Raw genomic sequence first — 18316 nt, forward strand, 5'->3', positions numbered from 1 at the left:
TTTAACTGATCGGCATTAGCGCATCAGCACTCCTTTTTTCTCAAGCTTGTTATTGATTAAACCGTTTGGTCTGAAATCAAATTGTGTTTATTCAGCAGTCGATACATGGTTGCACGTGATACACCCAGCTCTTTTGCTGCGTTAGAGACCTGACCAGAGTGCGACTCTAACACCACCAGCAACGCATCTCGTTCGCTCTTCTCACGAATAGACTTCAAGCTACGTTTCGAGTCATTTCGTTGAGGAAGATCTAAGTGATGCTCTTCAATCAGTACGCTATCAGACATCAAAACCGCGCGTTTCACTTGGTTCATCAACTCTCGTACATTGCCTGGCCAGAAGTAACGAGTCAGCGATTTCAAAGCGTCTTCAGAAAAGCTCTTAGCTTGCGAGTTGTACTCTTTTGAAAACTCTTGAAGATAGAAACGTGCCAGCATACCGATGTCGCTTGCTCTTTCTTTTAGGCTCGGTACGTTAATGCGCAGTACATTGATGTAATGGTAAAGCTCTTCGTTAAAGTCACCATCAATCAGCGCCTTTTCAACATCTGAAGAGTTAGCAGCAAGAACACGAACATTAACGCTCTTCGCACCATCACGAGTTTCAATTGTGCCTTCTTGCAAGAAACGTAGCAGGTTCATCTGCTGTTCTTTTGAAATGGTTAGGATGTCATTGAAAAGAACCGTACCGCCATCCGCTTGCTCAAGCAGGCTTTGGCCCATGTCCTCATCGGCTTGAATACCAAACACTTCCGCTTGGAAACGTTGTTCATTAAGCGCACGACAGTTGATCGACAAGAATGGCTTATGCGAACGTGACGACACTTTGTGAATTGCACGAGCGACAGCCTCTTTTCCCGTACCACTTTCGCCATAGATAAGAATACTCACATCCGTTGGACCTATACGCTTTACTTGGTCACGCAGGCGTTTCATTGGGATAGATTCGCCAATCAGCCCCATATCTAGGCTGTTACCGAAGCTCGGCCATACTTTCTTCTCTAGTTTTAGCATGCCCAATTGGTGACCAATGGTGCTGAGTAGCTGCGCATCTGGAATTGGCGCAGTAAAGAAGTCGATACAGAAGTTCACGATGAACTGACAGATGGTATCAGTTCCGAGTTGAGATTCTCGGATGAACGCTAACCAACGCACGTGTTTATGAGAACTCACTAAGTTTGCTAAACCATTAAGGCTGAACTCATCATGGCTGAGGTCAACTATACCGATGCATGGTCCAATATCTTCTAACAATGTGTTGGCTTTACGTAAGTCACCCACTTGGTGACACTTCCATCCCACTTGTTCTAGTACTGATAACCAAGGTTCATAAGTACCGCCAACTACGACTAGCGATCCCGGAATGGAATCCATCTTAAACTGCCCAGCCATTCTCTAACCCTTATTGATTGTTGATAGAAATTTCGCTCCACAAACCCATCTTTGCGAACGGATAACATTATCGAGACTACGACTGATGAAGTCTGTCTCAATATTAAGACTATGCAACAGATTGAGATTTGGCGAATGCTTATTTACCTTTCCTATCCAAACTTAAATGCAAATAGTTGAATTGGTTCAAATTAAAGATACAAAAAAACCACCCGCAGGTGGTTTTTTCATTACTCAGCAAGGAGATTACGCTTGTGGGCGCATCGCTGGGAATAGGATCACGTCACGGATAGTGTGCGTGTTAGTCAGCAGCATAACTAGGCGGTCGATACCGATACCTTGACCTGCTGTTGGCGGTAGGCCGTGCTCTAGAGCTGTGATGTAGTCTGCATCGTAGAACATTGCTTCGTCGTCACCAGACTCTTTCGCTTCAACCTGTGCTTTAAAGCGTGCATCTTGGTCTTCTGCATCGTTAAGCTCTGAGAAGCCGTTTGCTACTTCACGGCCACCGATGAAAAATTCAAAGCGGTCTGTGAAGAACGGGTTGTCATCGCTACGACGAGCCAGTGGAGAGATATCTGCTGGGTAGCCCGTGATGAACGTTGGCTGCATTAGCTTAGGTTCAGCTGTTTCACCAAAGATCTCTTCAAGAAGCTGACCACATGTCCAGAAAGGTTCTACTTCAACGTGAACAGATTTCGCGATAGAAACCATTAGGTCACGGTTTTGAATGTCTTCTTCTGTTAGCGCTTGGATTTGCGCGTGGTCTGGGTTGTAGTGCTTGATAGCTTCGAACATGCTCATACGAGTGTAAGTGCCACCAAACTCAACCGTGTCTTCACCGTAAGGCATTGACGTTGAACCTAGAACTTCTAGAGCAACAGAGCTTAGTAGTTCTTCAGTTAGGTCCATCAGATCTTTGTAGTCTGCGTACGCCATGTAGAATTCCATCATTGTGAATTCTGGGTTGTGACGTGGAGAAAGACCTTCGTTACGGAAGTTACGGTTGATTTCGAATACGCGATCGAAACCACCAACAACTAGACGCTTCAGGTATAGCTCTGGCGCGATACGCAGGTACATTGGCATGTCTAGTGCGTTGTGGTGCGTGATGAATGGACGCGCACTCGCACCGCCAGGGATAACGTGCATCATTGGCGTTTCAACTTCCATGAACTGTTTAGAGATCATGAAGTTACGGATTGCAGACATTACTTTAGAACGTACTACAAACGCTTGACGAGAATCTTCGTTAACGATTAGGTCAACGTAACGTTGACGGTAACGCATCTCTTGGTCAGTTAGACCGTGGAATTTCTCTGGAAGTGGACGTAGTGCTTTAGTTAGCAACTCGTACTCTTCCATGTTCACGTATAGGTCGCCTTTACCAGACTTGTGAAGTGCACCTTTCACACCGATGATGTCACCGATATCTAGGCCTTGGTATTGGTCTTTCAGTACTTTTTGTACCGCTTTGTCAGCGTAAGCTTGGATACGGCCAGAAGTTTCTTGGATTACCAAGAATGGACCACGTTTAGCCATGATACGGCCAGCGATTGCTACTACGTGGTTAAGCTCTTCTAGCTCTTCCTTCGTCTTTTCACCGAACTCTTTCTGAAGGTCGCCCGCTAGTGCGTCACGACGGAAGTCGTTTGGATGGCCGTTCGCTTTGCAGCTCTTTCGGATTGCATCCAGTTTAGCGCGGCGTTCAGCAATTAGCTTGTTCTCTTCTTGTGCAGAGGCTTCTTGTACAGTTTCGTTTTGAACAGCATCAGTCATTTTCGATGTATCCTGTTTTTTGTCGGTGAAAAGCTTTATAGACCTGATTTCAGGCTAGCTTCAATAAATTTGTCCAGATCGCCATCAAGAACCGCTTGAGTATTGCGGTTTTCAACGCCCGTACGGAGGTCTTTAATGCGTGAGTCATCCAATACGTAAGAACGGATCTGGCTACCCCAGCCAATGTCAGACTTAGCGTCTTCATTAGCTTGTTTTTCCGCGTTTTGCTTTTGCAATTCAAGCTCAAATAGCTTCGCTCGAAGCTGTTTCATTGCCTGATCTTTGTTCTTATGTTGAGAACGGTCGTTCTGACATTGCACTACTGTGTTCGTTGGAACGTGCGTAATACGTACCGCAGATTCAGTGGTGTTAACGTGCTGACCACCAGCACCTGACGCACGGTAAACGTCGATACGTAGGTCAGAAGGGTTAATGTCGATAGCGATGTTTTCATCAATCTCTGGGTAGATAAACGCAGAAGCAAATGACGTGTGACGACGGCCGCCTGAATCGAATGGCGATTTACGTACTAGACGGTGAACACCTGTTTCTGTACGTAGCCAACCGTAAGCGTACTCACCAGAAATCTTAACTGTCGCGCCTTTAAGGCCGGCAACTTCACCTTCAGATACTTCGATAACCTCTGCCTTGAAGCCTTTTGCTTCAGCCCAGCGCAGGTACATACGTAGCATCATGTTGGTCCAGTCTTGTGCCTCGGTACCACCAGAGCCTGCTTGCAAGTCAATGTAGCAATCAGAGCTGTCGTGGTCGCCAGAGAACATACGACGAAATTCAAGCTGTTCTAGCTTCTGTTCCAACTCAGCAAGTTCTGGTTCGATTTCGTCAAACGTTTCTTGATCTTCTTCTTCAACCGCAAGCTCTAGAAGACCATCAACGTCTTCTACACCTTGTTCTAGTTGAACGATCGTTTCAACAACCGCTTCTAGTGATGCACGCTCTTTGCCCAGTGCTTGTGCACGTTCTGGCTCGTTCCATACATCCGGCTGTTCAAGTTCTGCGTTGACTTCTTCTAGACGCTCTTTCTTAGCGTCATAGTCAAAGATACCCCCTCAGGACATTCGTGCGCTCAGACACGTCCTGCAGACGGTTTTTAATTGGATTGATTTCAAACATGTTGGCTCAACATTTTAGAATAGAATTTAACCGAGAAATTCTACTCAAAAATGTGACGGAGATACAGGAAAATTTCGGCTGGGAAATCAGATTGCAATTAGAGAGAGCACGGTCATGAAATTTTTGCCCCACTTAAAGGCAACCGTACTCTATAAGAAGTGATTTTCTCGGTATTACTTGGCTTCGATGTGATCAATCATTAGCTGTAATGATTGATTGCCACGAAATTCATTCACATCCAACTTATACGCGAGACGTACTGTTTTGACCGATGCATCCGGCCAACGACGCAAATCAACGTTAAACGCAATCCCATCAATCATCACATTGGTTGGATGACCTTTGTAAAGCGGTTCTAACATCAGCTTAAGGTGCTTCTCACCCACGAGCTTTTGATGCAGCACTTTAAATTCGCCATCAAAGATGGGTTCTGGAAATGCTTGACCAAAAGGACCACCAGAGCGCAATTGCTCCGCAACGTGCATTGAAAACTCTTCAGGCTTAAGTTCACCATCAGACATGATCACGCCTTTTAGCGCTGCTTCATCCAACTCTTTCTTCACGACATCATCAAACCAACGGCTGAAACGCTCAAAGTCTTGCTCTTTGATGGTTAAACCTGCCGCCATTGCGTGACCACCAAATTTGATGATCAAACCTGGGTTTTGCGTATCGATAAAGTCCAACGCATCACGCATGTGTAAGCCAGGAATCGAACGACAAGAACCTTTGATCGTCCCTTCTCCACCATCAGCAAAAGCAATAACAGGACGGTGGAACTTCTCTTTGATGCGTGAAGCCAGAATACCAATCACACCTTGGTGCCAATCGCGTTGGAATAAAGCTAAGCCGTAAGGCAGTTCACTGTTTTCACCAAACTGAAGACGCTCACAAAAAGCCATCGCTTCTTGTTTCATGCCTTCCTCAATCTCTTTACGAGTTTGGTTCAAACCGTCTAGCTCACTCGCCATGCGACGAGCAGCATGGATGTTGTTACACATCAGCAGCTCAACACCGAAAGACATGTCATCAAGGCGACCTGCGGCGTTAATTCGTGGGCCTAAAGCAAAACCAAAATCTGATGCGACTAAACGACGAGCATCGCGCTTCGCCACTTCGATCAACGCCTGAATGCCCGGACGAGCTTTACCTGCACGGATGCGCTGCAAGCCTTGGTGAACAAGAATGCGGTTGTTCTCATCAAGTGGAACAACGTCGGCGACCGTACCAAGTGCAACAAGGTCAATCAGTTCCATCAATTTAGGCTCTTGCATGCCTTGCTGCGCGAACCAATTCTGTTTGCGCATGTACACACACAGCGCCATCATCAGATAGAAAGCAACGCCAACCCCCGCCAATGCTTTCGATGGGAAAGCACAACTGTCGAGGTTCGGGTTCACCATGGCATCCACATCCGGTAGCACTTGGCCCGGTAAGTGGTGGTCAGTCACCAGTACAGTAATGCCGTTTTCTTTGGCGTAGCGGACACCTTCAATCGACGAGACACCGTTGTCTACCGTCATGATCATCTCAGCACCCAGCTCTAACGCTTGATCTACTACTTCCGGACTGAGGCCGTAGCCATCTTCAAAACGGTTTGGTACTAGGTAATCGACATTATTACTGCCAAGCATACGCAATGCGAGAACAGACAGAGCCGAGCTGGTTGCGCCATCAGCGTCAAAGTCACCTACGACAATAATGCGTTTTTTCTTATCAATCGCTTGGAATAAGAGCTCGACCGCTTTATCAATACCGCCAAGTTGTTGGTAAGAGTGCAAGCCACGCGCAGAGGTCTCTAGCTGTGCTACATCCGTAATACCACGGTTGATGTAAATACGCTTAAGAATGGCAGGAATAGAATCGGGAAGAAGAGAAAGATCCGGTTCGGGACGTCGTTGAATTTCTATCATGTTTGAAAAGAGCCAGTGAATATCACTGGCTCTGCTCCTTAAAGGATTATTGTTGCTCTAAACGTTTTAGCAGATCTGCCGGTGGAAGGTAACCACCTACTAGCTCACCGTTTGGTAGGAAGATCGCTGGTGTACCAGAAATACCAAGCTCACGGCCTAGGTTGTAATGCGCTTGGATTGTCTCTTTACACTGCTTAAGATCTTTCGCTGGGTTATCAAACGTGCGATCTACTTTTGCGTTGTGCATTGCTGATTTCGGATCTTCTGCACACCAAATTGTCGCCATCTGTTCAGCAACTGGACCTGTTGCACCTTGGCGAGGGTAAGCCATGTAGCGAACCGTAATGCCTAGGTCATTGTAACCTTGCATTTGGCTGTGTAGGCGCACACAGTAACCACAAGTGATGTCTGTGAATACCGTCACAACGTATTTCTCGTTGTCCGCTTTGTATTCGATCACGCTGTCGGAGAACTTCGCGATTTTTGCTGCGTTCAAAGGCGCTTGACGTTCAGCAATTACGTCTTTGTAACCACCGTTATCATCGATGGCGTAAAGTGTACCGGCAATAAAGTGGTTACCATCGTTTGATGCGAACAGCACACCACCATTGGTTTGAATTTCTAAAAGACCAGCAACGTCTGATGGTTGGATATCAAGAATAGACACACCCAACTTAGAAAACTTCGCTTTTAGCGCTGCTTCATCAAAGTTCTGTTTTGCCGCTGGCGCGACTTGTTGTGCAGGAGTTTCCGTTTTTGCCTGACTTTCTTCAGCACCACAAGCGGCAACGAAAAACGGTAAAGTCAGCAGAGTTAGTCGGCGTAATACGCTCATTAAATTCACCTTAAAATAAAATCCTTTCATCCAATGAGATAATGGATGAACCAAACCATCATTATGCTCTTGGGTGGTGTTGACTGTGGATCTGTTTCAATCGCTCAGTCGCCACGTGAGTATAAATTTGCGTGGTCGATAAGTCACTATGCCCCAACAGCATCTGTACGACCCTGAGATCTGCGCCATAGTTCAATAAGTGCGTTGCAAAAGCATGGCGCAATACGTGCGGTGACAATTGGTCGGTATCAATACCCGCAATCACAGCGTAGTACTTAATACGGTGCCAAAAGGTTTGGCGGGTCATTTGTCTCGCACGCTTGCTTGGGAATACCACGTCCGACGTAGTCTCTCCCAATAGAGCAGACCGACCTTGCTGGATAAAAGTTTCAATCCAATCGACCGCGTTTTCTCCCATAGGAACCAGGCGTTCTTTACCACCTTTACCGGTCACGCGCACTACCCCTTGGCGCAAACTGACGTTTTCCATTGTCAGACTGACCAACTCTGTCACACGCAAACCCGTAGCATAAAGCAGCTCTAACATGGCTTTATCACGCAGTTCGACCGGGTCATTTGGGTCTGGTGCATCGAGCAGTGCGTCCACTTGTTCTTCACTGATGTCTTTAGGTAGGCGCTGTGGCAACTTTGGGCTTACCAGCAATGCACTCGGATCATCCGCGCGTACTTTTTCTCGGTGAATGTATTGGAACAAACGGCGAATCGCCGACAGCATGCGCGCGCGGGATGTCTGCTTGTAATCTAAATCGACAAGGTAGCTTTGGTACTCTTGCAAGCCAGACAGACTGATGAAATCAAGTCGGTAGCTGTGTTGCTCCATCCACGCGAGCAGTTTCATTAAATCATTTCGGTAGGAAGCTAACGTGTTCTCCGATAGACCACGCTCCATCCACATCGCATCTAAGAATTGCTCAACAAGACCAAAATCTTGTTGATTGACAGGCTGTTGTGCCGTCATGAACGCTTCCTTATCTGTTTATATTTACAGTATTGAGAGTAAGGCAAGTGCCCAACCAATACCATAAAAAAATCATCTCCCTCGGGATATTCGCTGCAATCTTCCCCGTTTTATGGTTAGAATCTGCCACAACAGCAACACAAAAAACGACGAATATAATGAAAATCGGACTCTTTTACGGCTCAACAACCTGCTACACAGAAATGGCAGCAGAGAAAATTCGCAATATCATTGGTGAAGACCTTGTCGACATTCACAACGTGAAAGAGACACCGCTGTCACTGATGGCAGACTACGATTTACTGCTGATTGGCATCTCGACTTGGGACTTCGGTGAAATCCAAGAAGACTGGAGTGCCATTTGGGAAAACATTGCAACCACACCACTAAAAGGCAAAGTGGTAGCCCTGTTTGGCTTGGGTGATCAAGAAGGCTACGGCGAATGGTACCTTGATGCGATGGGCCTACTGCATGACGAGCTAAAAGCAACGGGCGCGCAGTTTATCGGTTACTGGCCAAATGAAGGTTATGAGTTCGAGGCATCGAAAGCATTGACTGAAGATGGCAGCCAATTTGTCGGCTTAGCGCTGGATGAAGATTCCCAATACGAACTGAGTGACGAACGCATCGATAAATGGTGTGAGCAAGTGTTGGTTGAGTTTCACGACACGCTATAAGTCGGTATCAACTGATAGAACCACAGACAAACAAAAAGCCCGGTGAATCGCTTCACCGGGCTTTTTTAATCTTGCGAGTCAGCAATTATGCCGCTTCTTCTGTCAACTCAGGTTGAGAAGATTTAGCAACAAAGAACATGCAAACAATCGCTGCAAACGTTGGTAGAACCCAACCCATGCCCACTTCGAACAGTGGCAGCATGTTAAATGCTGAAACGTCTAGACCTGCTACTTTCGCTGCATCAATCAATGCAAACAGCAGTGATACTAGCAATACAGAGCGGTACGCTACACGCGGGTTTGGTAGCTTGCTGCGTACGAATGTTAGCGCAACCAAGGCTACTGCAACTGGGTACAACGCAAACAGTACAGGAACTGATAGTGAAATTAGCTGAGAAAGACCTACGTTTGCAATCAGTGCACAAGCAGCACCGTTGATGATAACCCACTGCTTGTATGTCAGTTTCGTCTTAGAGCTGAAGAAATCTGAACATGCAGAGATAAGGCCGATAGCCGTAGTCAAACATGCAAGCAATACGATGATTGAAAGTACGATCTGACCGTAAGGGCCAAATAGCGCTTGAACGTACTGGCTTAGTACTGCACCACCGTTGTCTGCACCTGCTGCGATAGTTGCACTCGTCGCACCTAGGTAGAACAATGAGATGTAAACGAACGCAAGACCTGCTGCTGCAATACAACCTGCACAGATTAGGTATTTTGTCGTCGCTGCACGCTCAGTGATGCCTTTGCTACGAAGTGCGTCTACCATTAGCATACCGAACATCAACGATGCGAACGTATCCATGGTGTTGTAGCCTTCAAGGAAGCCTTTGGTCAGCGGTTGAGTTAGGTACTCGCCGTGTGCACCCATCATTTCACCTTGCGGGTCAACGAATACCGCAATCGCTAGAACGATAAGGCCAAGGAAAAGCACAGGCGTTAGCACTTTACCAATCAAGTCAATCAAACGACCTTGGAACCAAGCGAAAGTCATTGCTACCGCGAAGAACAAGATTGAGAATGACGTCAGGTGTGCTTGAGAGGCATCTAGGAAGAATGGTTTCACTGCCATCTCGTAAGCCACAAGGCCAGTACGAGGCGCAGCAAATGCAGGACCGATGATGATGAAGATCAACGCCGCCATTAGAACCGCTGCTTTCTTAGGAAGATCTTGAGTCAAGTGATCCCAAGAACCGCCCGCTACAGCAATAGCAACAATAGTAATAAGAGGTAGACCTACCGCTGTTAGCAAGAAACCGAACATTGCTGGCATCAGATGGTCACCCGCTAGCTGACCCGCTAGTGGTGGGAAAATGATGTTGCCGGCACCCAAAAAGAACGCAAATAGCATAAAGCCTACTGCGATAATATCTGTTAGTTTTAACGTCTGCTTCACAGATAACCCTTTTTCTGAATTGATGAATGTTGTGTATGCATCGACCACTTTTTGTATACCCAAAGTTAATGAGTACCTGTGGTTCAATCTATAAATTTCCGCCGCATAATGACGAAGTAACCATCATTTGGCAACCTTTAAGAAAAAAACACCATATTAATTTAGTTCACCAACTTAAAAGCAGTGGAAATCACTACCTTGAGTTTTATGACTAGTTCTTTGTCTCGATCAATTGAGAATACAATTTAATAACCAACAAGATAACAATCTATACAATTAAGAAACAATAGAGCATTTATCTCCATTATTGAGTAAATATAAAACAATCATGAAGAGCGAAAGATTCCAGACTAAGGGCTTCAAGTTCAAGCAATTTTCCATTCACGGTAGCGAGAGCGGCATGCCCGTCAGTACCGATGGCGTGATGCTCGGCGCTTGGGCAAACTGTCCACCACAGAGTAAAATTTTGGATATTGGTACTGGCACAGGGTTGTTGGCATTAATGTGCGCTCAGCGGTTTCCTAACGCACAGATCACTGCCCTTGATATTGAAATCTCGGCGGTCGAAGCAGCACAGAAAAACTTCGCCCAATCTTCGTGGTCAGACAGACTCTGCGTTCGCCACACCGATGTGTTGCAGTTTGAACCGAAACAGCGCTTTGAACACATCATCTGCAACCCGCCTTACTTCAACAGTGGCGAGCAATCGAAACAAAGCCAACGAGCAACGGCAAGACACACTGATACCTTGCAACACGCCGCATTACTCAAACGCTGTTATGAGTTACTTGAACAAGATGGTAGCGCCAGTTTCGTTCTACCAATTACCGAGGGCGAACAATTTATTGCTATGGCGCAACAACAAGGGTGGCACTTATCGCGTATCTGTCGCGTGCAACCATCACAGAAAAAGCCCGTGCACCGTTTACTGTTTGAATTAGCCAAACAAGCTTGTGATACTCAGGAAACGCATTTGATCATCCATTCAAGCGAGGGTTATAGCGACGACTTTACTCAGCTAACTCGCGAGTTTTATCTTAAGATGTGAAATAACATGTGATCCTTGTCACCAATCACTTTATAATGTGCGACCTTTTTATATTCTATGCTGCTGTGGCGAACCATTAACCAAGCTTTGCTTGTGGAGAACTCATTGTGATCAGAACCTTTGCTGAACTTGATCTAGACCAAAACCTACTAGAAGCCATCGAAGAGATGGGCTACGAACGCCCAACTAAAATTCAGGCAGAAGCGATTCCACAAGCGTTAGATGGTCGTGACATTCTAGCGTCAGCACCAACTGGTACTGGTAAAACGGCAGCGTTCGTCCTGCCAGCACTGCAATACCTGCAAGATTTCCCACGTCGTAAACCTGGGCCTGCACGTATTCTGATCCTAACGCCAACTCGTGAACTTGCGATGCAGGTAGCGGATCAAGCTCGCGCTCTGGCGAAAAACACCAAGCTAAACATCTTCACCATCACTGGTGGCGTTCAATACCAAGAGCACGCAGATATCCTAGCAACCACACAAGATATCGTGGTAGCAACACCAGGTCGTCTACGTGAATACATTGATGCAGAGCGTTTTGACTGTCGTGCGATTGAATGGCTAATCCTTGATGAAGCAGACCGCATGCTAGACATGGGCTTTGCGCCAACGGTTGACCGTCTGTCTAACGAATGTCGCTGGCGTAAACAAACCCTTCTGTTCTCAGCAACACTAGAAGGCAAAGGCGTAGAAGGTTTCACAGCAGACCTACTGAACGAACCAGCAGAGATCGACGCGAAATCGCCACTACGTGAGCGTAAGAAGATTGCACAGTGGTACCACCGTGCTGATGACGCTGAGCATAAACTTGCCCTGCTAAAACACATCATCACAGAGCAAGCAGAACGCACTATCGTGTTCTTGAAGACTCGCGAGCGTTTAGCAGAGCTTCGTGCTCAACTAGAAAGCGCACAGATTCCATGTTCTTGGATTCAAGGTGAAATGCCTCAAGATCGCCGTAACAACGCCATTGCTCGTTTCCGTGAAGGCACTGTAAACGTGCTACTAGCGACTGACGTAGCTGCACGTGGTATCGACCTTCCAGACGTATCACACGTAATCAACTACGACATGCCACGTACGGCAGACGTGTACCTTCACCGTATCGGCCGTACGGCTCGTGCAGGTAAGAAAGGTAATGCTATCTCAATCGTAGAAGCGCACGACCAACCAATGATGGACCGCGTTGCTCGTTACGTGAAAGAAGACATTAAAGAGCGTTTCGTGAAAGAGATGCGCCCGAAACACAAAAAACCTGTGTTCAAGAAGAAAAAGAAAAAAGACGACAAGAAGAAAGTAGCGAAAAAGAAAACCGCTAAGAAGAAGTAATCACGTCTGATTGATTTCAAATCTAAAAGAGCCGCAATCGCGGCTCTTTTTGTTTTTCGTCTATAGTTGATGGGCAGGAAGAGTTTTATCTTCATAAGCATCCGCGAAGCCATGGTTACGGTCACGGTGCCCCGCTTCATCCTCTCGAATACGCAAAATCACATCTCTTAGCATCGCATCAGTTGGCAGCTTGTAGTAATCAATCGCCAGAGTCGGGGCTAGTACGTTCTCCACTTCCCCGCTATCAATTTTCTCTAGGTACTCAGTGTAGCTATTACACGCTTCTTCTTCGAAGTAACCAACAACACGGTGAGCGATTTTAGAAGACAGCAGATAGATGACGCTGTACACGACAATGAAAACCCCTTGTCCCAACAACACCAATAAACGCTCAACCAAACTTGGCTTGGCAATGTCGAGGAAAATCATTAGGTGCATCCGCTCGTTCTCAGCCTCGTCGAGGAGTTCTCGTATCCAACCTTCATCGTCTTTCATTCGACGCAGCGCTTTAAGGTGATTGAACATCCCAGCCACCATACCTGGCACCGCAGCGATCGTTTCGAGAATCACAGCGCGCTTCGCGTATTTCTTGCCATAAAAGATGTTCAGAGTGAATTTCAGCAACTTGGTAATACGCAGTGCAATGTACTCCGATAACTTAGAGGCTTTTTTATGTGTGAGCTTGAAGTCTGACATAGGAGAACTCCTTTATTTTTAAAGTTGCATTTAAAATACAACTTTAAACTTTATTACTCAACTATTTTTTAAGATATAAACTTTTTATGTAAAAACTTCGATTAAGATCAGATCGAACAGGCATAAAAAAAGCCGGATAACTATCCGGCTTTTTGGCGTACTTTACTTCGCTGAGTCATCCACTCGCGATTAACTTACTTAAATCAGTTTTGCTCTTCTCGTTTGAACACCAAATCAGTTGGGGTCGACTCTTCTTCAACGAAGTAGTAACCCGCAACATCAAACTTAGTGAGGTCAGCAACGCTTTCGATACGGTTTTCGATGATATAGCGAGCCATCATGCCGCGCGCTTTCTTCGCGTAGAAGCTGATCACCTTGTATTGACCATTCTTACAATCTTTGAAGATTGGCGTGATCACTTGTGCATCCAAGTTCTTTGGCTTCACCGCTTTGAAGTATTCGTTCGATGCTAGGTTGATCAGTACGTTGTCGCCTTGCGCAGCAATCGCTTCATTCAGCTTATCGGTAATGACATTACCCCAGAACTGGTAAAGGTTAGTGCCCTTGTCGTTTGCTAGCTTAGTGCCCATTTCAAGACGGTATGGCTGCATCAAATCAAGCGGCTTAAGCAGACCGTAAAGGCCAGATAGCATTCGTAGATGCTCTTGCGCGTAATCGAAATCGGCATCAGAAAGAGTTTCCGCTTCAAGACCAGTGTACACATCACCTTTAAACGCAAGAATCGCTTGGCGCGCGTTGTCGGTAGTGAAGGTTTCACTCCACTCTTGGAAACGACCAACGTTCAAATCAGCGATTTTGTCGCTCACTTTCATCAATGATGAAACATCGGCAGGTGTTAATTTACGGCATACCTCGATCAGCTCTTTTGAATAGCTAACCAAGTCTGGTTGAGTAAACTTCTCGGTTGCAAGTGTAGACTCGTAATCAAGCGTTTTAGCTGGAGAAACGACGATAAGCATGACTTTAACTTCCCTAATTTTGTTTTCCATTAGGGTACAAAAAAAGCCATGCATTGTCTGCATGGCTTTTTGAATCGTGTTGATAGCTTTCAACGATGATTGGACATCAATTAGCTATCTTTCTTGTTGTTATCCCAGATACCTTCCTCTAGCTGAGATTTCAGCTCAGGGAAATCATTCGGATCAAACGTTGGTACTTTGCCTTCGCTTAACTGACGGTTGTAGTCTTTCGCCAGTTTAATCACGATGCCAGATAGCAAGATGATCGCCACCAAGTTCACAATCGCCATCAGACCCATAGAGACGTCAGCAAGTGACCAAACCACAGGTAGAGAAGCTAGCGCACCAAACATAACCATACCTAGTACAACGATACGGAAGATACCTAGGCCCGCTTTGTGGTTGTGCTCTAGGAAGATTAGGTTTGTTTCAGCATACGAGTAGTTAGCAATGATTGAGGTGAATGCGAAGAAGAAGATCGCAACCGCAACAAAGATGCCGCCCCAATCACCCACTTGCGAGCTCAATGCACGCTGAGTTAGCTCAATACCCGTCACTTCTGTTGCTTGACCCACGTACTCACCTGACATCAGGATGATAGCAACTGTCGCCGAACAGATAACGATCGTATCCATGAACACGCCTAGCATCTGTACGTAACCTTGAGATGCTGGGTGTGGTGGGTAAGGCGTTGCTGATGCTGCCGCGTTTGGCGCAGAACCCATACCCGCTTCGTTCGAGAACAGACCACGTTTGATGCCGTTGATCATCGCCTGTGCGATGGCATAACCAAGACCACCAGCTGCTGCTTCTTGCAGGCCGAATGCGCTCTTGAAGATAAGCATTAGAACGTCTGGTAGCTTCTCTAAGTTAGAAAGCATCACGAACATCGCAAGAACGAGGTAAGCCAGAGCCATTACCGGAACAACCAACTCAGCAACTTTCGCGATACGCTTAATACCACCAAAGATAACGACAGCGGACAAAGCAACAACTGCGATACCTACGTAAAGGTCATCCCAACCAAATGCGTTGCTCATTGCATTCGCGATAGAGTTTGCTTGAACGGCGTTAAATACCAAACCAAAAGCGATGATTAGGAAAATTGAGAACAACACGCCCATCCAGCGCATGCCCAAGCCTTTTTCCATGTAGTAAGCAGGACCACCGCGGTAGTTGCCATCATCATCTTTGGTTTTGTATAGCTGCGCCAGTGTGCTTTCTGCAAACGACGTCGCCATACCAAGCATCGCAATCAACCACATCCAGAAGATTGCACCAGGGCCACCCGCAGTCAGTGCAACTGCAACACCCGCCATGTTACCCGTACCAACACGTGCAGCAAGACTAGTACAAAGCGCTTGGAAAGAAGAGATACCAGCTTTGTCTGCTTTACGACTGTTCTTTAGAACAGAGAACATGTGGCCGAAATGGCGGAATTGAATGAATCCCAATCGAACGGTGAAGTAGATTCCTACACCAACAAGAAGATAAACAAGAATCGAGCCCCAAAGGAGGTCGTTCATCAAATTGATTAAGTCTGTCATGTGTACCTCAAAGTGAGTTGCGCCGGTCTTTGCTTCCGAGCCATCCACCAGATTGCATGCTAAGTGTCAAAGTCTGCTTAGCTTTTTGAATAATGTTTATTGCGCAATCTAGAATCGTAAACGTCGCTTCATGCATCCATTTTACGTACCAGCGTATTTTTTGACGGGCGGATAATGCAGCCTCAACAAGCAAAAATCAATATGCAACCAGTAAAATAACCTTGTTATTTTTCACTATAAAGTCACCAAAAGTTAACATAAAAGGAAAACTTAACGCTCACAAACAGCAACATCTTGTTTATCAAAACTCAACATAAAAAGCACCAACACCGTTAACGAAATGACATACCATTTATTTTTGATGAGGCTAGTAATCACAAGGTATCTGATAAAAATTTCCTGTGTTGGTTTGTTACCATTGGATACATTTTCATCAAAGCGATGCTATGCAACCTTAGTATTCAAAAATTGAGTAAAATAAGCAGTTCGAATTAACATACCAAATCTCTTCATTTAATCGTTTTCGTGAGATCGTTCGCTTATTTTTTGTGCATTTTCAACGCATGCAAAATGTGATTCTGTAAGTATTTTTGCACGAAAATGTCATGTTACCGACACAAATGCGAAATATATCATGGTTATCCTCACGCCTATTGTGGTACTAAAAAAGCTCCACAAGGACTGGTTACAACAGTTTAGATAGAAAAAGGTAAAGGTGGCTTATGGAAGGCTTTCAACTCGACGACCTGTTTGGTCTGGATACTACCTCAACAAGCAAATCTCGCGCGAAACCAGTGAAGCGTAAGTGGCGAGAAATTGAAGAAATGAACGATAGACGCAACTTGCTCAAGGAGCTGCGTGAACTGGACGTCTGTCACGACATCACTCTGGATGACATCAAACTATAATTTGCGCAAAAGGCACCTCAATGGTGCCTTTTGTCTTTTATAGATACAGCAAAATTGGGTGACTTTTATGCGAGTTTCATAAGCATGTCACCCATTCTTACCTATTGAGAATTTCCCTCTGTTTTCACTCATATTTGTAACGAAGTAATTTCCAAACAATTCTCACCAAATAAGAAAGCGGCAAAATAAACCACATAAACGCAATCGTTTACTTTGCCATTTTTCTGGTTTAGACGAACTCAACATCGTTTTGATGCACTCGAGCGGCAAGTTGTTTATAGCGATCCGCGATGGTGTTACCAAAGACTGGGTCATCTTCATTCTCATGCCACAAGCTTTCAACGTATTGCCAATCTTGGGAAGTAAATAACTCTTCAATCAAAGGTAAAATCTGGCGCTCTTCCAACTCAAGGTGGCGTTTTTGCGTCACAATAAAGTCTTCTAGCTGGTTTATGAACATTTCTTGAGGGACAACCGCATCCTGCAAGATCATCTCTATCAACAGTGAGAACTCTTTGGTTTTGCTCGCCAGCACTTGGTGTTCTAACTCCAAGTCTTCCATGGTCTTTTGCTGACCATAGTGTTCGAGGAAATAGTGATAGAGGATATCTTCCTTAGGGTGGTGAATTTTTTCAGAATGGTTAGAGAGGTAATCCACGATCTCACTCACCAACGCATAGTTGATGGCGCGTTCTTGTTTAATCTCATTTAATTTGTGGCGCAATATCGCCAGCAGACGGACCATATAGCCGTGTTCGCGTCGAATTCTTTCGATCATCATAGCGTCTCTCCTTAACACCTACTTTTTATAAGTGTATATGAGAAACCCAATACCTGACTCGACGGTGTTCAAAAAAACAGCGATCGTCTTCCCACGATCGCTGTACTGATTTATTTATCTATATATAAGAAGGAAATTGAGATTTACACCGTCATAGGTAAGTGCCAATTGATGGCTTCTTTACCTTGCTGAAGCAGAATCTGGTTCGCTTGCGAGAATGGCTTACTACCAAAGAATCCACGATGCGCCGATAACGGCGATGGATGCGGCGCTGCCAAGACATGGTGTTTATTGCGATCGATAAAACGACCTTTCTTCTGTGCATGTGAGCCCCACAGCAGGAACACCACACCTTCTTGATGCTGGTTAATGGCTTCAATAACGCGGTCAGTAAAGGTTTCCCAGCCGGTTTTCGAATGTGAGTGTGCTTTGCCCTGCTCTACTGTTAACACGGTATTGAGTAGCAACACCCCTTGTTCAGCCCAGCTTTGTAGAAAGCCATGTTGAGGAATTTGGAAACCCTCAATATCCTGCGCCAGTTCTTTGTACATATTCACCAAAGACGGTGGCGTTTTAATGCCAGGCAGCACAGAGAAACACAAACCATGCGCTTGATTGGGACCGTGGTAAGGGTCTTGCCCCAGAATCACTACTTTAACGTCTTTGAACTCGGTAAAACGAAACGCATTAAATACGTCTATAGCTGGCGGATAAATGGCTTTGCCTGCCGCTCGTTCTGCTTCAACAAAATTCAAAGTATCGACAAAGTAGCTCTGCTCTTTCTCTTCGCCGATCACATCGTGCCAAGTGGGTAACTGATTCATGGAAAGTTCCTGTCCTAATGTTTCCCTCTATTCTAACGAGCGAAACTCAAACAAACAAAAACTTACCACCAGCTTGAGACGGCTTCTCAAAAAC

General features: G+C 45.6%; 16 protein-coding genes. 4 read left to right on the forward strand and 12 right to left on the reverse strand.

What is annotated here, in order from left to right; all coding sequences use genetic code 11:
- Positions 1-56: 56 nt before the first annotated feature.
- From vpsR to xerD, 6 genes are all read right to left on the reverse strand, one after another.
- The gene (vpsR, locus tag H735_RS22170) at positions 57-1391 is read right to left on the reverse strand and encodes a cyclic-di-GMP-binding transcriptional regulator VpsR (RefSeq protein ID WP_020196184.1); all 1335 of its coding nucleotides are present in this window, start codon (positions 1389-1391) and stop codon (positions 57-59) included.
- A 246-nt stretch (positions 1392-1637) separates the two neighbouring features.
- A complete protein-coding gene (gene lysS, locus H735_RS22175; protein ID WP_005434906.1) occupies positions 1638-3170 on the reverse strand; it encodes a lysine--tRNA ligase in 1533 nt (510 codons plus the stop codon).
- A 35-nt stretch (positions 3171-3205) separates the two neighbouring features.
- A protein-coding gene (gene prfB / locus H735_RS22180; protein WP_096030938.1) for a peptide chain release factor 2 occupies positions 3206-4304 on the reverse strand; the annotation gives its coding sequence in 2 pieces (ribosomal slippage) (positions 3206-4228 and positions 4230-4304; 1098 coding nt in all).
- A gap of 173 nt (positions 4305-4477) precedes the next feature.
- Positions 4478-6217, reverse strand: coding sequence for a single-stranded-DNA-specific exonuclease RecJ (recJ, locus tag H735_RS22185; RefSeq protein WP_020196185.1), 1740 nt, complete (start codon positions 6215-6217; stop codon positions 4478-4480).
- Positions 6218-6263: 46 nt separating this feature from the next.
- Entirely contained in the window at positions 6264-7052 is a 789-nt protein-coding gene (gene dsbC / locus H735_RS22190; RefSeq protein WP_009707701.1) for a bifunctional protein-disulfide isomerase/oxidoreductase DsbC, read from the reverse strand.
- Between the two features lie 61 nt (positions 7053-7113).
- Complete coding sequence (gene xerD / locus H735_RS22195) at positions 7114-8031, reverse strand: site-specific tyrosine recombinase XerD (protein WP_005434910.1); 918 nt, start codon at positions 8029-8031, stop codon at positions 7114-7116.
- 158 nt (positions 8032-8189) lie between these two features.
- Between xerD and fldB the strand changes: the two genes are divergently transcribed.
- On the forward strand, positions 8190-8708 hold the full coding sequence (fldB, locus tag H735_RS22200) for a flavodoxin FldB (protein WP_020196186.1): 519 nt from the start codon (positions 8190-8192) through the stop codon (positions 8706-8708).
- 85 nt (positions 8709-8793) lie between these two features.
- On the opposite strand, the gene brnQ is transcribed toward fldB, so the two are convergent.
- Complete coding sequence (gene brnQ / locus H735_RS22205; protein ID WP_009707702.1) at positions 8794-10107, reverse strand: branched-chain amino acid transport system II carrier protein; 1314 nt, start codon at positions 10105-10107, stop codon at positions 8794-8796.
- Between the two features lie 328 nt (positions 10108-10435).
- Here brnQ and H735_RS22210 point away from each other — a divergent pair, with 328 nt between their 5' ends.
- Entirely contained in the window at positions 10436-11155 is a 720-nt protein-coding gene (locus H735_RS22210) for a tRNA1(Val) (adenine(37)-N6)-methyltransferase (RefSeq protein WP_020196188.1), read from the forward strand.
- A 107-nt stretch (positions 11156-11262) separates the two neighbouring features.
- Positions 11263-12486 (forward strand): ATP-dependent RNA helicase SrmB, encoded by a 1224-nt coding sequence (srmB, locus tag H735_RS22215; RefSeq protein WP_005434916.1) that lies wholly within the window; start codon positions 11263-11265, stop codon positions 12484-12486.
- A gap of 60 nt (positions 12487-12546) precedes the next feature.
- Here the strand turns inward: srmB and H735_RS22220 are convergent, their stop codons facing one another.
- The 3 genes from H735_RS22220 to H735_RS22230 all read right to left on the reverse strand — a co-directional run bounded on the left by H735_RS22220 (position 12547) and on the right by H735_RS22230 (position 15709).
- On the reverse strand, positions 12547-13182 hold the full coding sequence (locus H735_RS22220) for an alternative oxidase (protein ID WP_020196189.1): 636 nt from the start codon (positions 13180-13182) through the stop codon (positions 12547-12549).
- A gap of 203 nt (positions 13183-13385) precedes the next feature.
- The gene (yaaA, locus tag H735_RS22225; RefSeq protein ID WP_020196190.1) at positions 13386-14162 is read right to left on the reverse strand and encodes a peroxide stress protein YaaA; all 777 of its coding nucleotides are present in this window, start codon (positions 14160-14162) and stop codon (positions 13386-13388) included.
- 110 nt (positions 14163-14272) lie between these two features.
- On the reverse strand, positions 14273-15709 hold the full coding sequence (locus H735_RS22230; protein WP_009707705.1) for an alanine/glycine:cation symporter family protein: 1437 nt from the start codon (positions 15707-15709) through the stop codon (positions 14273-14275).
- Positions 15710-16431: 722 nt separating this feature from the next.
- Between H735_RS22230 and H735_RS22235 the strand changes: the two genes are divergently transcribed.
- Positions 16432-16617 carry a DUF3545 family protein gene (locus H735_RS22235; RefSeq protein ID WP_009707706.1) on the forward strand — a complete coding sequence of 62 codons (186 nt, stop codon included), beginning with the start codon at positions 16432-16434 and terminating at the stop codon, positions 16615-16617.
- 229 nt (positions 16618-16846) lie between these two features.
- Here the strand turns inward: H735_RS22235 and H735_RS22240 are convergent, their stop codons facing one another.
- Positions 16847-17398, reverse strand: coding sequence for a hemerythrin domain-containing protein (locus H735_RS22240; RefSeq protein WP_009707707.1), 552 nt, complete (start codon positions 17396-17398; stop codon positions 16847-16849).
- Positions 17399-17541: 143 nt separating this feature from the next.
- Positions 17542-18222: a uracil-DNA glycosylase gene (gene ung / locus H735_RS22245; protein ID WP_020196191.1), complete on the reverse strand. Its 681-nt coding sequence runs from the start codon at positions 18220-18222 to the stop codon at positions 17542-17544.
- Positions 18223-18316 lie beyond the last annotated feature (94 nt).

Source organism: Vibrio owensii CAIM 1854 = LMG 25443, assembly GCF_000817815.1.
Taxonomy (GTDB): domain Bacteria; phylum Pseudomonadota; class Gammaproteobacteria; order Enterobacterales; family Vibrionaceae; genus Vibrio; species Vibrio owensii.